Genomic DNA, 15419 nt, shown 5'->3' with positions numbered 1-15419 from the left:
GTCTATGAGGCTTGTTGTACAGCGTGTGACAAGTGCATCTGTGAAGGTAGAAGAAGAGATCACAGGAGCCATCAATGAAGGATATATGGTACTCGTTGGTGTCACACACGAAGATACAGAAGAAGATGTGCATTATTTAGCTGATAAGCTTGCACATTTACGTATTTTTGAGGATGAAAACGGGAAAATGAATCATTCGTTATTGGATGTAAAAGGAAGCGTGTTGTCTGTGTCTCAGTTTACCCTTTATGGTGATACGAGAAAGGGCAGAAGGCCAAATTTTATGAAAGCAGCCAAGCCAGATGCGGCGAACGCCCTTTACGAATGTTTCAATAAAGCCCTTAGAGAAAAAGGCATTCATGTAGAAACTGGCCGTTTTGGCGCGATGATGGATGTGTCATTGACCAATTCAGGACCCGTCACCATCTGGATGGATAGCAAAGAATAGATTCACTTTAGACTGTAGATAAACTCATGCAGGAGTTTGTTTAGAGTCTTTTTCTTTTGCGACCAAACAAAAAAGAGGCACAGTGGCCTCTTTTTTCTAGCGGAAATATTGTTTTAATCCTTCTGTCATTCCTTCTGTGACTCGTTCCTGGTAAGAGGCGCTATAAATGATGGCTTCCTCCTGAGGATTGCTTAAATAGCCGAGTTCATATAAAAGAGAAGGACGTTTGTTTTCTCTTAACACAAAATAATCTCCGAATTTGACACCCTTATCAGGGATTTGAGAGCGTTTAGCGACTTCTGTATGAACGTTTGTCGCTAATTGCTGGTCTTTTGCTGCTTGATAATAATACGCCGTACTTCCTCTGACACTTTGGTCCATAAAACTATCATAATGAAGACTAATAAATGCATCTGCATTTCTGTAATGAGATGTCGCGACCCTCGATTGAAGGCTGATAAAAGTATCTTCACTTCTAGTTAAATAAACATTTGCTCCAGAAGCCCTTAATTTGCCTGCCAGTAAATTAGCGGTTTTGATGGTAATGTTCTTCTCAAACGCACCATCTGCGCCAATCGTACCGCTGTCTTTTCCGCCATGACCTGGATCAAGAACAATCGTTTTTCCTTTTAAAGAACCAGTTCCTGACGATGAATCCTGCTGTGGTCTTGGTGCCTCGCTGCTATTTTTATTCGTTTGAACGACCCAGCTTGCCACATAACCAGTTCCGCCGTTTGATAATGTCACCTCGTACCAGTCACCTTGCGTGCGAACAATTTGATAGGCAGCACCTTTTGTGGCTCTTTCTGCAATCTGAGCAGAGGTAGAAGCACTTTTTCGAATGTTGGTGCCATCGTAGACAATGTACGCTTTCTTTTGGGAAGCCGATGAAGATGAGTTCTTTTCACCCTCCGAACTCGCTCCATTGCTTGTGACGATGTAATAGCTTGCTGCCCAGCCTTTCACGCCTTTTGCCTCAATTTCATACCAGCCGTTCTGCTCGCGCAAAATGGTGATCTGTGTGTTGCGGGCAAGTGAAGCGACGACTTGTGCATTAGGTGCCGCCGATTGCCTTACATTCAAGCTCGATACGCCAACTGTGCCTGTCTGTTTAGAGCGAGAGGACTCGCCAGCGCTTGATTGAGAAGCTTTTTGGCCGCCTGACACATAATCAGAGTGAACCCAGCCTACTGCTTGTTTATACGAAATTTTTGTCCATTCGCCGCTTGTCTGCAGCTTTTTAGCCGAAGCGCCTTGCGGGAAAGTTCCGACGACTTGATAGGAAGTCCCTGGGCCCGTCCGTATGCGAAGATCAGAGGCTGTCGATGTAATGGAACTGCTCTCTGCTGAGCTTTGATTTTGTGTCTTCGGCTTAGCAGACTTTTGGCCGCCAGATGATGTCGTAATCAGCCATGAGACGACCCATCCTTTTTGACCGTTCGATAGCCCGATCTGCACCCATTCTCCTTGTTTCGTGAGAATGGGATAGCTTTCTCCGCGCTTCACAACAGCTGCGATTCCATAGCTTAAACCAGGACCTGTTCTCACATTGATTTCATCTGTAGCGACCACAGCTTGATCTGTTTGTGCTGTAGCATGTGCCATAGGCAAAGTACTTGCGATAAGAACAAAACAGGTAAGAAGCATCATCATTTGATTGTGTTTTTTTAGATTCAAAACGGTGTTTTCCCCTCCCTTGTAAAACCGATGAATGTAAATTCGTTATGTAATGGACTAATTCCTTGCAGTTTCCCTAATAAAATTGAATCAATCTGTTTATACTAAATAAAAACGTGATAAAAGGATGTACAAACATGAGATTAAGCAGAAAATTAGGACGAGTGCAATATAATGGACATCGTGATATCGATCGCTGGCAGCACGACGAAATGGATCAACCAGGCTTCCTTGAAGAAACCGCATCTGAATACGGATGTACGTCAAAAGAAGAGCTGGAAAAGAAAAAGAGGCACGGCAAGGGTTGACAGAGTGGCAGCACCGACCTTATTATAATATAAATCAACACACTTGAAAATTTAAAATGTGGAACTGATGATAGAGAATAGTAGGGTAAATTGCGTGAGCAGAGAGGAATCGCCTTAGGCTGAAAGCGAATCCGCATGGCATTTATCACGAAAGAACACTCTGTAGGTTTCCTGCTGAACGCTCTAAAAATGAGTCAATAGGCGGAGAACGTGAATCTGCGTTAAGGATTTGAGCGGGGACATGGCTAGATCATGTTCCAACTAGGGTGGCACCACGGGTATAACTCTCGTCCCTACTATACACATAGTAGAGGCGGGGGTTTTTTATATGTCCACATAAAAAATGAATGATGGTCGTAGGAGGACGAAAAATGAGTTTTAATATTCCAAGAGGCACACAGGATATTTTACCTGGAGAGTCAGAACGCTGGCAGTATGTTGAACAAATTGCAAGAGATACATGTGCGGCCTTTCAATACAAAGAAATCCGCACACCGATTTTTGAGCATACAGAGCTGTTTGCACGGGGAGTAGGCGAATCAACCGATATCGTTCAAAAAGAGATGTATACATTTGAAGATAAAAAGGGACGCAGCATCACCCTTCGTCCAGAGGGAACGGCATCAACCGTACGTTCTTATGTTGAAAATAAATTATTTGCACAGCCGGCGCAGCCAACAAAGCTGTATTACATCGGACCAATGTTCCGCTATGAACGTCCGCAAACGGGAAGATATCGTCAATTTTATCAGTTTGGGATTGAAGCGATCGGTTCAAAGGACCCAGCCATCGATGCAGAAGTTATTTCCCTTGCGATGAGTGTTTATGAGAAAGCAGGTCTTTCAAACTTAAAGCTCGTCATTAACAGCCTTGGTGACAAAGAGAGCCGTGCAGACTACCGCAAGGCACTTGTCGAGCACTTTGAGCCAAGAATCGATGAATTCTGTCATGACTGTCAAACCCGTTTACATCAAAATCCGCTGCGAATTCTTGATTGCAAAAAGGATCGTGACCACGAATTGATGGCAACGGCTCCATCCATTCAAGATTACTTAAATGATGAATCACGGACTTATTTTGAAAAGGTCAAACAATACTTAACAGATATAGGCGTTGAATATGTCGTCGATCCGAACTTAGTGCGCGGCCTTGATTACTACAATCACACGGCATTTGAGATCATGAGTAATGCTGAAGGCTTTGGTGCGATTACCACATTAGCCGGCGGAGGCCGATATGATGGACTTGTTGAAGGAATTGGCGGTCCTGAATCACCAGGAATCGGTTTTGCTATGAGTATTGAGCGTTTCTTATCAGCAATCGATGCTGAAGGGATTGATCTTCCATTGCAAGATGGCATTGATCTATACATTGCTGCACTCGGTGATGATGCGAAAGATTACGCTGTTTCATTATTAAATCGTCTAAGAAAAGAAGGCATTTCAAGTGAAATGGACTATACAGGGAAGAAATTAAAAGGACAATTTAAAGCGGCTGATCGATTAAAAGCCAAGTTTATTGCTGTCCTTGGTGAAGATGAGCTGGCGCAGCACATTGTGAATGTAAAAGATACGACAACGGGTGAACAAATTGAAGTGAAGCTTGATGAGCTGATTCAAATGATGAAGGCCCACAAGAAGGCGTAAAGAAGGAGTGGAATGTTTGTGTTTGGTAGAACTTTTTATTGTGGAGAAGTAACAGAAGACCAAATCGGTCAAACCGTTGTATTAAAAGGATGGGTTCAAAAAAGACGTGACCTTGGCGGATTAATCTTTATTGATCTGCGTGACCGTACAGGAATTGTACAAGCTGTCTTCAATCCAGACCTTTCAAAAGAGGCACTTGAGACAGCAGAATCGATTCGTAATGAATATGTCCTTGATATTAAAGGAACGGTTGTCGCAAGAGAAGAAGCAACAATTAATTCAAATCTAAAAACAGGGAAAATTGAAATACAAGTCGAAACGGTCAGCGTGTTAAATGAAGCGAAGACCCCTCCTTTTGTGATTTCAGATCAAGCGGACGAGGTATCAGAAGATGTGCGCCTTAAATACCGTTACTTAGACCTTCGCCGTCCTGCTATGTTTGAAACGATGAAAATGCGACACGAGGTCACAAGAGCATTCCGCCATTTCTTAGATGACAACGGCTTTCTAGATATTGAAACACCGATTTTAACAAAAAGTACGCCAGAGGGTGCACGTGACTATCTTGTTCCAAGCCGTGTACACGAAGGAGAGTTCTATGCCTTGCCTCAGTCCCCGCAATTATTTAAACAATTGCTGATGGTCTCAGGAATGGATCGTTACTATCAAATTGCCCGCTGCTTTAGGGATGAAGACTTGCGTGCTGACCGTCAGCCGGAATTCACACAAGTCGATATCGAAATGTCCTTTATGAGTCAAGAGGACATTATGACGCTTGCTGAAGAGATGATGGCAAAGGTGATGAAAGATGTCAAAGGCGTAGAGCTGACATTGCCATTACCTCGTATGACTTATGATGAAGCGATGAATTCTTATGGTTCTGATAAACCAGATACACGTTTTGAGATGAAGCTTGTCAACATTTCAGACACGGTAAAAGACTCTGATTTCAAAGTCTTTAGCGGAGCTGTAAAAAATGGTGGAGCTGTGAAAGCCATCAATGTCAAAGGGGCTGCAGCGAATTACTCAAGAAAAGACATTGATGCCCTTGGTGCATTTGCTGCGAACTACGGTGCAAAAGGTCTAGCTTGGCTTAAAGCAGAAGGCACAGAATTAAAAGGGCCGATTGCTAAATTCTTTGACGAAGCAAAGCAAGCAGAATTAAAAGAGCAGCTTCAAGTCGAAGAAGGCGACCTTTTACTCTTTGTTGCAGATAAGACGTCTGTTGTCCATGACGCACTTGGTGCCCTTCGCTTAAAACTCGGCAAAGAGCTTGAACTCATCGATGAGTCTGTATTCAACTTCTTATGGGTCGTTGATTGGCCGCTGCTTGAAAAAGATGAAGAAGAAGGACGCTTCTATGCTGCCCATCATCCTTTCACAATGCCAGTACGCGACGATCTTGAATTAATTGAGACAAGCCCAGAGGACATGAAGGCACAGGCATACGATCTTGTCCTGAATGGCTATGAGCTTGGCGGAGGTTCGATTCGTATTTTCGAAAAGGACATTCAAGAAAAAATGTTTAGCTTACTTGGGTTTTCAAAAGAAGAGGCTTATGAACAATTCGGCTTCCTTCTAGATGCTTTTGAGCACGGTGTTCCTCCGCACGGCGGAATTGCGCTTGGTCTTGACCGCTTAGTGATGCTGCTTGCCGGCCGCTCTAACCTAAGAGACACGATTGCATTCCCGAAAACGGCAAGTGCGAGCTGCGTGCTAACAGATGCTCCAGGTCATGTGAGCGAAGCGCAGCTGGATGAGTTAAGTTTAGCCATTAAAACAAAAGCAAAACAGTAAAATAGACGCTTGGATATAGGCATGTAAACGCTTGAAAAAGCGGCATGCCTATGATATGCTTTCTTCAATCAATAAATAAAGTCCTGATACGTACGGTGGTTACCTAGTTTTGACCGAACATTTTTTTATACGGGAGCTTGCCTTTCCTTTCTGCATAAATGCCTCTTTAGAGGACTTATAAAGTCAGGAAGAAAGCACCCACCTGCATGGTGCGGGGTTCAAAACGAAGGAAAAGCTGGCGGCGTTGTCGGGACTTTTTTGTGTTTTTTTCTTTTTCAGAAGGATGACGAAGAAGGTTGAATATGATATGATTCTTTCGATTCATTTTAAATAAAGGTGGAGTGAGGCACTTGTTACATCAGTTTTCAAGAAACGAGCTTGCCATTGGCAAGGAAGGCTTAGATATATTAAAAAACAGTACAGTTGCAGTGCTTGGTGTGGGCGGCGTTGGTTCATTTGCAGTTGAGGCACTCGCTCGTTCAGGCGTTGGCCGTATTGTTCTTGTTGATAAAGATGATATTGATATTACAAATGTAAATCGTCAGCTGCCAGCATTGCTTTCAACAGTTGGTCAGCCAAAGGTTGACTTAATGCAGGCGAGAATCGCTGATATTAATCCAGAATGTGAAGTTGTTGCACTCAAGATGTTTTATACAGAGGAAACATATGAGCAATTTTTTGAATATCCACTTGATTATGTCATCGATGCGTCAGATACGATTCACTATAAAATTCATTTAATGAAAGAGTGTCTGAAACGCAATGTGAACATCATTTCGAGTATGGGAGCTGCAAACAAAACAGATCCGACCCGCTTCAAAATTGATGACATTTCAAAAACACATACCGACCCAATTGCAAAAGTCGTGAGAACGCGTCTACGCAAAGAAGGGATTCGTAAAGGAATTGAAGTCATTTTCTCTGATGAAAGTCCGATTGTCATCCGCGAAGATGTCAGAAAAGAAGTTGGAAATGATGAAGCGAAGATTCGTAAGGCACAAATGCCGCCATCATCCAACGCATTCGTCCCATCTGTTGCAGGACTGATCATGGGTGGTCATGTCATTATGCAGCTTTTAAAAGATATTCCAATTACACGTGTGAAGGATAAATAAACAGCCCACCTGCTAATTACGCAGGGGCCAGCGTGTAGACAAACCCTCGCATTCGGTGTCAGATATGCGCTTCGGTGCTCACGAATGTTAAATTCGCTCCGCTCCGATGCTCGTCCTTCCTAGACTGCAAAGGTTTTCTATCACGCTGAAAAGAAGACAAAAGGCTAAAATCAAGATCATTTTAGCCTTTTGTCAACAATCTGACAGCCCACCTGCTAATAGGCAGGGGGGCTTTTTTTATTTTTGGCGTTTTAAATTCTCATATACCTGTTTTAGTGCGCCTTCAAATTTACCTGTTTGCTTTGGTTCATAGTATTGCTTGTTTTTCAGCGGATCAGGTAAGTATTGCTGCTTCACCCAGCCGTTTTCATAATCGTGTGGGTATAAGTAATCGACGCCTCTGCCAAGTGCTGTGGCTCCTTTGTAGTGAGCATCCTTTAAATGAACAGGGATTTCACCAATTTTCCCTGAACGAATGTCACCAAGTGCCGCATCGATCGCCTTATATGCTGAGTTGGATTTAGGAGAAAGACACAGTTCAATGACTGCGTTAGCCAGCGGAATTCGTGCTTCCGGGAAGCCGATTCTTTCTGCTGTTTGAACAGCGCTTAACACACGAGGGCCTGCCTGCGGACTAGCTAAGCCAATATCTTCGTAAGCCATCACGAGTAATCTCCTTGAAATGCTTTCGAGGTCCCCTGCTTCAATCAGTCTGGCAAGGTAATGCAGCGCCGCATCTGCGTCAGAGCCTCTAATGGATTTTTGAAAAGCCGAGAGGACATCATAATGAGCATCACCATTCTTATCATGTGAGAAGCTCTTTTTTTGTAAACATTCTTCTGCTGCGGCAAGAGTGATCATAATATGCCCAGCATCATCTGCTTTTGTCGATAAAACAGCTAGTTCTAACGCATTTAAAGCAGAGCGTACGTCCCCGCCGCATCCATTGGCAAAATGATTCATCGCTTCATCGTCCACTGTCACCTCATAACCGCCAAGTCCGCGATGTTCATCCTGTAACGCTCTTGTTAATGCGGCCTTGATTTGCTCTGTTTCAAGCGGTTTTAGCTCAAATATTTGTGCCCGGCTTCGGATGGCAGGGTTGATCGCATGATAGGGGTTAGCTGTCGTTGCGCCAATTAAAATGATCATGCCATTTTCTAAATAAGGAAGAAGAAAATCCTGCTTTCCTTTATCAAGTCTGTGAACCTCGTCTAAAATGAGGATGACCTGGCCGCTCATTTTCGCTTCAGCAGCGACAGCTTCCATATCCTTTTTGTTATGAATGACCGCATTCAACGTCCGAAACGCAATGCTTGTACTGCCAGCGATCGCCGTCGCAATCGATGTTTTCCCGATGCCCGGCGGTCCGTATAAAATCATCGAGGATAAATGTTTTGCCTCGACCATTCGTCTAATAATTTGACCTTCTCCAACGAGATGCTCCTGCCCAATGATGTCTTCAATATGACTTGGGCGCATCCGGTACGCTAAAGGTTTCATGATTATCTCTCCTAAAGCAATGTCTTGTTTGTATAGAGTACCGAAATTTCTTCAAATAGAAAAGGGATGCGTCCTCTTATAGCGCTCAGAACCGGCAAATGAAAGTTGGCTAAAAGTATGATATAATTGCTTTTGGTCTATATAAGCGTATATGAAATCAGAAAAATAATTGATGACATAGAAATAGAAAACGCAGAGGTGTTTAACTTGAAAATTTCTACTAAAGGCAGATATGGTCTGACGATCATGATCGAATTAGCCAAAAAACATGGCGAAGGCCCTACATCATTAAAATCAATCGCTCAAAACAATAATTTGTCTGAGCATTATTTAGAGCAGCTTGTATCACCACTTCGGAATGCCCGTCTTGTGAAAAGTATTCGCGGTGCATATGGCGGCTATGTTCTTGCACATGAACCAAACGAGATCACAGCCGGTGATATTATTCGTGTATTAGAAGGACCGATTAGTCCTGTCGAAGTCATTGAAAACGAAGAACCAGCAAAACGTGCACTTTGGATTCGAATTCGTGATGCAGTAAAAGACGTACTGGACAATACAACTCTTGAAGACTTGGCAAGCTATAAAGATGACGAGGATCAAGAGGCGTATATGTTCTATATTTAGATCAGAGGTGTACCGGGAATGGAACGTATCTATTTAGATCATGCAGCCACAACGCCGATGGATCAGCGGATTGTGGACAAGATGATGCCTTACTTTACAGAGATATTTGGCAATCCCTCTAGCATTCATTCATATGGGCGCGAGGCAAGAAAGTGGCTCGATGAAGCAAGAGAAGTGATTGCAGGAGAATTACACTGTAAACCACAGGAGATCATCCTCACAAGTGGAGGAACAGAGGCGGACAACCTGGCGATTACAGGTGTGGCCATGGCAAGACAGCATGAAGGAAAACATATCATCACAGCAAAAACAGAGCATCATGCGGTGCTGCACACATGTGAACGCCTAGAGAAGCTAGGATTTGACGTGACATATTTAGATGTGGATGAAACTGGATTGATTCATCTTGAACAACTAAAACAAGCACTAAGAGATGATACGATTCTTGTGACCATCATGTACGGCAATAATGAAACAGGTGTGATTCAGCCAATCAAAGACATTGGTGAGCTTTTACACAATCACACTGCTCATTTTCATACAGACGCCGTGCAGGCGTTTGGAACAATGCCAATCGATGTAGCAGACCTTCATATTGAACTCTTATCTGCTTCTGGCCATAAGCTAAATGGTCCAATGGGAACGGGCTTTTTATATGTAAACGAAGGCGTGAAACTTTCTCCGCAAATTTTCGGAGGAGAACAAGAAAGAAAACGCCGTGCTGGCACTGAAAATGTGGCAGGGATCGTCGGACTTGCAGAAGCTGTTCAATTAACGAAGCAAAATAGAAGAGAAAAAGCCATGCATTATGGTAAGCTCAAAGAAATCATGCTACAAGTATTCGAAGAGGAATCACTCGACTTCTCTATCAATGGGCACCCGGAAGAGACATTGCCGCACATTTTAAATGTTCATTTCCCGGGCGTTTCTATTGAATCGTTACTTGTGAATTTAGATATGGAAGGAATTGCTGTTTCAAGTGGGTCTGCATGTACGGCTGGATCCATCCTTCCTTCACACGTGTTAAGCGCCATGTATGGCGAAGAAGCAGACAAGCTGACGTCCTCAGTCAGAATAAGCTTCGGTCTTGGGAATGAAGAGGATCATGTGAAGCAGGCGGCGCGCAAGATAGTAGCTGTTGTCAAACGCTTAGCCAAATAAACGTTCCTCTTTTGTTCGTGTGTGAAAAATGAAACAGCCAGGCACCTGAAGAACGAAACGCACATGCTGTTTCATTGAAAATGGAGTTGATGAAGATGACAAAAAGACCAGAAGACACAAGAGTTGTGGTCGGTATGTCCGGAGGAGTCGATTCATCAGTTGCTGCTCTTATGTTAAAGGAGCAAGGCTATGATGTAATCGGCATATTTATGAAAAACTGGGATGACACAGATGAAAATGGTGTATGTACAGCAACGGAGGACTATGAGGATGTCATCCGCGTATGCAACCAAATTGGAATCCCTTATTATGCAGTGAATTTCGAGAAGCAATATTGGGACAAAGTGTTTCAATATTTCCTTGATGAATATAAAGCGGGCAGAACGCCAAACCCTGATGTCATGTGCAACAAAGAAATTAAGTTCAAAGCGTTCCTTGAGCACGCATTGTCACTCGGTGCGGATTATTTAGCAACAGGTCACTATGCGCGCGTCGACAGAACTGGCGATGAAGTCAAAATGCTAAGAGGTCTTGATGCCAACAAAGACCAAACGTATTTCTTAAATCAGCTGACTCAGGAACAGCTTGATAAAGTCATGTTCCCAATCGGTGATCTAGAGAAAAAAAGGGTTCGTGAATTGGCAAAAGAAGCAGAGCTCGCAACAGCAACGAAAAAAGATTCAACGGGTATTTGCTTTATTGGAGAAAGAAACTTTAAAACGTTCCTCAGTCAATATTTGCCTGCACAGCCTGGCGTGATGCAGACGATGGACGGAGAAGTCAAAGGGGAGCACGATGGACTGATGTATTACACGATCGGTCAGCGCCAAGGTCTAGGCATTGGCGGCAGCGGTGATCCTTGGTTTGTCGTTGGAAAAGACTTGGAACAAAATATTCTGTTTGTCGAACAAGGTTTCCACAATCCACTTTTATATTCTGAAAGCATTTCAGCCGTCAATATTAGCTGGACTCGTCCTCATATTGTCGGTGAAAACGGTGAATTAATCTGCACAGCTAAATTCAGATACCGTCAAGAAGATCACCATGTGAAGGTGAAAATGACTGGTGAGCAAGAAGCGATGGTCATCTTTGATGAACCTGTTCGTGCTGTCACACCAGGACAAGCGGTTGTCTTTTATGATGGCGACGAATGTCTCGGTGGCGGAACAATTGACGATGTCTTTAAGGACGGCCAAAAGCTGTCGTATGTGTAACATGTTTTCAAAACCTCAACGTCGCTGTTGAGGTTTTTTAATGAAAGGATGAGAGAGCGAATGAATCATAACGAAATCGGCATAGAAGCCTTAAATCAAGGGAACATCGAAAAAGCAGCAGAAGCTTTTACGAAAGCCATTGAAGAAAGCCCGAAAGACCCGGTTCCATATATTAACTTTGCGAACTTGCTTTCAAGCATCAATGAATTTGAACGTGCGTTAAACTTCTTTCAAAAAGCAATAGAACTTGATCACGCCGCAGCTGCAGCCTATTACGGGGCAGGAAATGTATACACATTAAAAGAAGACTTTATGAAAGCAAAAGACTATTTTGAACAAGCACTTCAAGCTGGGATGGAAAATAGTGATTTATTTTATATGCTGGGGCAAACGCTCATCAAATTAGAGCAGCCGAAGCTTGCGATGCCTTATCTTCAGCGTGCCATCGAACTGAATGAAGATGATAATGAAGCAAGGTTCCAATTTGGCATGTGCTTAGCCAATGAACAATTGCTGGAAGAAGCGGTGACGACCTTTACCGAGGTGATCGCGCGTGATCCGCAGCATGCAGATGCCTTTTATAATTTAGGGGTTGCGTATGCATACTTAGAGAAAAAAGACGAAGCACTTGAGATGCTAGGAAAAGCGATTGACGTGCAGCCTGACCATATGCTGGCACTACATGCGCAAAAGCTAATTCAAGAGGCAGAATAGACGGAAGGAGGGAAGACCTGTGCAGGAACATCCAGATCAAATGAAGCTTGAGGACGAACCATTTTTAAAGGGGACAGTTCAAGCCGTTATTTTCCATAATGAAAGTAATTTATACTCGGTGTTAAAGGTGAAAGTCATTGAAACATCGGAAAACTTAGAGGAAAAAACAGCATCTGTCACAGGCTACTTCCCAGCACTTCATGAGGAAGAAACTTACACCTTCTATGGCAAAGTCACAAGCCACCCGAAATTTGGTGAACAGTTTCAGGCAACTCATTTTCAAAAGGAAGTACCGACAACAAAGCAAGGAATCATCCATTATCTTTCAAGTGATTTATTTGAGGGGATAGGCAAAAAGACGGCGGAAGAAATTGTAGGGCAGCTTGGCAGTCAGACGCTTCATAAAATAATGCGTGACCCAGCGGTTTTGTATGACGTTCCGCGCTTATCAAAAAAGAAGGCAGATAAGCTGGCCGCAGCGCTCCAGGAGCATCAAGGATTGGAACAAATTATGATCAGCCTGAATCAATACGGCTTTGGTCCGCAGCTCAGCATGAAGATATACCAAGTGTACGAGAGTGAGACGCTGCAGAAGATTGAAGAAAACCCTTATCAGCTCGTCAAGGATGTCGAAGGAATCGGATTTATTAAGGCGGATGAGCTTGGCGCTAGAACCGGTATCTCAGGAAATGACCCAGAGCGAATCCGTGCAGCCTTGCTTTATACAGTGGAGACAGTCAGCCTTCAGGACGGTCATACGTACATACAAACAAAGGATTTGATCGTCGAAACCCGAAAACTGCTCAATCAGACAGGCAATGAGTACAAAGTGACGGAAATGGACGTCGCCAATCAGATCATTGCACTTGGCGAAGGGAAAGAGATGATCATTGAAGATGAGCGCTGCTATCATCCGTCCTTATTTTATGCCGAGCAAAGTGTCGCCAAACGTATACAAAAAATCGTCTCCCAAACGGAATATGCAGACCAATTCCCTGAATCAGAATTCCTTCTAGCCCTTGGTGAGCTAGAGGAACGGCTGGGCGTCCAGTATGCACCGACACAAAAAGAAGCGATTCAAAAGGCGCTCATGTCCCCAATGCTGCTTTTAACAGGCGGACCTGGGACTGGGAAGACAACAGTCATTAAAGGGATTGTTGAGCTTTACAGCGATCTTCACGGTGTATCTCTTGATCCGAGTGATTACAAAAAAGATGAATCCTTTCCATTTGTGCTTGCGGCGCCAACTGGACGAGCAGCTAAACGAATGACAGAATCAACAGGGCTTCCAGCTGTGACGATTCACCGGCTGCTTGGTTGGAATGGGTCAGAGGGATTCTCGCATGATGAAGAACAGCCGATTGAAGGAAAGCTTGTCATTATTGATGAATCAAGCATGCTAGATATTTGGCTTGCGAATCACTTGTTTAAGGCCATTCCTGATCATATCCAAGTGATCATGGTGGGGGATGAACATCAGCTTCCGTCTGTCGGACCAGGCCAAGTGTTAAGAGACTTGCTTGCATCACAAGCTGTGCCAGCTGTTACCCTGACAGATATTTACCGTCAGGCAGACGGCTCCAGCATTGTTGAGCTTGCACATGATATGAAAAATGGCGTCCTGCCAAAGGATATTACCGCACGTTCAAAGGATCGATCTTTCATAAAATGCTCAGTTGATCAAATGAAAGAAGTGATTGAGAAAGTCGTCAGCAATGCTGCTCAAAAAGGCTATTCAGCTAAAGACATTCAAGTGCTTGCGCCCATGTATAGAGGAAAAGCAGGCATTAATGAGCTCAATAAAATGCTGCAGCACATTTTAAATCCTAAAAAACCAAAAGGCAGAGAAATCCCGTTTGGTGATGTGGTGTACCGGACCGGTGATAAAGTGCTTCAGCTTGTGAATCAGCCGGAGAACAATATTTTTAACGGTGATATTGGCGAAATTGTCTCGATTTTTTATGCGAAAGAAAACACGGAAAAAGAAGACATGGCTGTGATCTCCTTTGATGGGAATGAAATTACCTTTACAAAAAAGGATTTTCATCAATTTACACATGCCTATTGCTGCTCCATCCACAAATCACAAGGCAGTGAATTCCCCATCGTTGTGCTTCCAGTCGTGAGAAGCTACTATAGAATGCTTCGGCGAAATCTGCTGTACACAGCCATTACACGAAGTAAAAAGTTTTTAATTCTGTGCGGCGAGGAATCAGCACTGGAGTGGGGCGTGAAAAACAATGAGGATTCGCTCAGACAAACGTCCTTAACGATGCGGCTCGTGCAAACCGAAGAGGTTATGGATGCGGAGCTTGCAGCACTTCAAAAAGAACTGCCGTTTAGCGTGCATGATGCAAATATCGGTATGGAGGGAATCACTCCATTTGATTTTATGCATGAATAAAAGGCTTCCAGATGGGAGCCTTTTTTAGCATGAAAAGAAATCCTCATATTTCGTTCATGGAAGCCATTTCTTCGTATGAGTCTTGCAGTAAACGCACACGATAAGACTGTTCCGCAAAAGGTGGTTGAGCACATTTTGAGAACATGTCGAGAGCTTGAAGGAATGTCAATCTATACAGGTGAAACGTCTCATTCACTTGGTTCGATAAAAGATATTTGCTTATTAGCCGGAGGCAGCTGCGGAGGATATGTGTTAGATGGGAAAAAGAAAGACTGTGCACTCGTTCCATTCTCGGCTGGGGATCAGCTGACAGACAAAGGCTTATATGTGAGCTGCCAGGAGGGAATAGGCATGGATTCCTCCGCCCCATCCTTCTTATTTTCGAAATTGAAAAAGAAAATGATGCAGTCGCCTGATGGTGAAAATTTAGGCATTTTGGAAGATGTATACTTTTGCACAAATTCGGGCACAATCGTAGCATATGAACTCTCGGACGGCTTCTTTACAGAGCTATCAGGGATTCGAAAACAGCTTCAGGCTGCCGGAACCTTGATCAACGTTCAAAAGGAAGCACTTGTTCTAAACCGAACGTAAAGAGGTGCTGATTATGCTCATTTGCCCAAATTGCAAATGTAAAGACATCGGAAAAATTGGGGTCAATCAATATTATTGCTGGGGCTGTTTTATTGAATTGACGCTGTCAAAAGGCAAAATATCTACACACCAAGTGGAAGAAGACGGAACACTAAGCAGCTTAGATGATCTGTTTAGTGATGATGAACGTTCAATTCAACTATAAGTGTTA

The 15419-nt window shown here is 43.5% G+C and carries 14 protein-coding genes, 1 other RNA gene and 1 other annotated feature; of the genes, 13 read left to right on the top strand and 2 right to left on the bottom strand.

All coding sequences use genetic code 11. The features are described 5' to 3' along the window. The first annotated feature begins 4 nt into the window (after positions 1 to 4). Entirely contained in the window at positions 5 to 448 is a 444-nt protein-coding gene (gene dtd / locus NSS78_RS12485; RefSeq protein WP_003216527.1) for a D-aminoacyl-tRNA deacylase, read from the top strand. Positions 449 to 544: 96 nt separating this feature from the next. On the opposite strand, the gene NSS78_RS12480 is transcribed toward dtd, so the two are convergent. Next, positions 545 to 2125, bottom strand: a complete 1581-nt coding sequence (locus NSS78_RS12480) for an SH3 domain-containing protein (RefSeq protein WP_309217030.1) — start codon at positions 2123 to 2125, stop codon at positions 545 to 547. 137 nt (positions 2126 to 2262) lie between these two features. On the opposite strand from NSS78_RS12480, the gene NSS78_RS12475 reads away from it, so the two are divergent. The 5 genes from NSS78_RS12475 to NSS78_RS12455 all read left to right on the top strand — a co-directional run bounded on the left by NSS78_RS12475 (position 2263) and on the right by NSS78_RS12455 (position 6991). Beyond that, positions 2263 to 2433, top strand: a complete 171-nt coding sequence (locus NSS78_RS12475) for a YrzK family protein (RefSeq protein ID WP_003216250.1) — start codon at positions 2263 to 2265, stop codon at positions 2431 to 2433. A gap of 58 nt (positions 2434 to 2491) precedes the next feature. Next, positions 2492 to 2731: a binding site (T-box leader), on the top strand. 73 nt (positions 2732 to 2804) lie between these two features. Then, the gene (gene hisS, locus NSS78_RS12470) at positions 2805 to 4079 is read left to right on the top strand and encodes a histidine--tRNA ligase (protein WP_003216423.1); all 1275 of its coding nucleotides are present in this window, start codon (positions 2805 to 2807) and stop codon (positions 4077 to 4079) included. Between the two features lie 18 nt (positions 4080 to 4097). Then, complete coding sequence (gene aspS, locus NSS78_RS12465) at positions 4098 to 5876, top strand: aspartate--tRNA ligase (protein WP_309217027.1); 1779 nt, start codon at positions 4098 to 4100, stop codon at positions 5874 to 5876. A gap of 77 nt (positions 5877 to 5953) precedes the next feature. Then, positions 5954 to 6134, top strand: a non-coding RNA gene (ssrS, locus tag NSS78_RS12460) — 6S RNA. Between the two features lie 92 nt (positions 6135 to 6226). Then, positions 6227 to 6991: a tRNA threonylcarbamoyladenosine dehydratase gene (locus NSS78_RS12455; protein ID WP_044140034.1), complete on the top strand. Its 765-nt coding sequence runs from the start codon at positions 6227 to 6229 to the stop codon at positions 6989 to 6991. Positions 6992 to 7228: 237 nt separating this feature from the next. On the opposite strand, the gene NSS78_RS12450 is transcribed toward NSS78_RS12455, so the two are convergent. Beyond that, positions 7229 to 8494, bottom strand: coding sequence for a replication-associated recombination protein A (locus tag NSS78_RS12450; RefSeq protein WP_212046165.1), 1266 nt, complete (start codon positions 8492 to 8494; stop codon positions 7229 to 7231). 207 nt (positions 8495 to 8701) lie between these two features. On the opposite strand from NSS78_RS12450, the gene NSS78_RS12445 reads away from it, so the two are divergent. The 7 genes from NSS78_RS12445 (at position 8702) to NSS78_RS12415 (ending at position 15413) form a co-directional block, all read left to right on the top strand. Then, entirely contained in the window at positions 8702 to 9121 is a 420-nt protein-coding gene (locus tag NSS78_RS12445; protein WP_034620651.1) for an Rrf2 family transcriptional regulator, read from the top strand. Positions 9122 to 9139: 18 nt separating this feature from the next. Continuing rightward, positions 9140 to 10282 (top strand): cysteine desulfurase family protein, encoded by a 1143-nt coding sequence (locus NSS78_RS12440; protein WP_212046164.1) that lies wholly within the window; start codon positions 9140 to 9142, stop codon positions 10280 to 10282. 95 nt (positions 10283 to 10377) lie between these two features. Then, positions 10378 to 11496: a tRNA 2-thiouridine(34) synthase MnmA gene (mnmA, locus tag NSS78_RS12435; RefSeq protein ID WP_050943674.1), complete on the top strand. Its 1119-nt coding sequence runs from the start codon at positions 10378 to 10380 to the stop codon at positions 11494 to 11496. A gap of 60 nt (positions 11497 to 11556) precedes the next feature. Next, positions 11557 to 12210 carry a tetratricopeptide repeat protein gene (locus NSS78_RS12430; RefSeq protein ID WP_003216571.1) on the top strand — a complete coding sequence of 218 codons (654 nt, stop codon included), beginning with the start codon at positions 11557 to 11559 and terminating at the stop codon, positions 12208 to 12210. A gap of 19 nt (positions 12211 to 12229) precedes the next feature. Continuing rightward, the gene (locus tag NSS78_RS12425) at positions 12230 to 14614 is read left to right on the top strand and encodes an ATP-dependent RecD-like DNA helicase (protein ID WP_327839435.1); all 2385 of its coding nucleotides are present in this window, start codon (positions 12230 to 12232) and stop codon (positions 14612 to 14614) included. A gap of 75 nt (positions 14615 to 14689) precedes the next feature. After that, positions 14690 to 15208, top strand: coding sequence for a hypothetical protein (locus NSS78_RS12420; RefSeq protein ID WP_003216813.1), 519 nt, complete (start codon positions 14690 to 14692; stop codon positions 15206 to 15208). 13 nt (positions 15209 to 15221) lie between these two features. After that, positions 15222 to 15413: a hypothetical protein gene (locus NSS78_RS12415; protein WP_003216308.1), complete on the top strand. Its 192-nt coding sequence runs from the start codon at positions 15222 to 15224 to the stop codon at positions 15411 to 15413. Positions 15414 to 15419 lie beyond the last annotated feature (6 nt).

The organism is Bacillus sp. FSL W8-0920, from assembly GCF_038593215.1.
GTDB lineage: Bacteria > Bacillota > Bacilli > Bacillales > Bacillaceae > Bacillus > Bacillus pumilus.
Note: the sequence above shows the minus strand (reverse complement) of the source record. Positions and strands in the feature narration are given on the sequence as shown.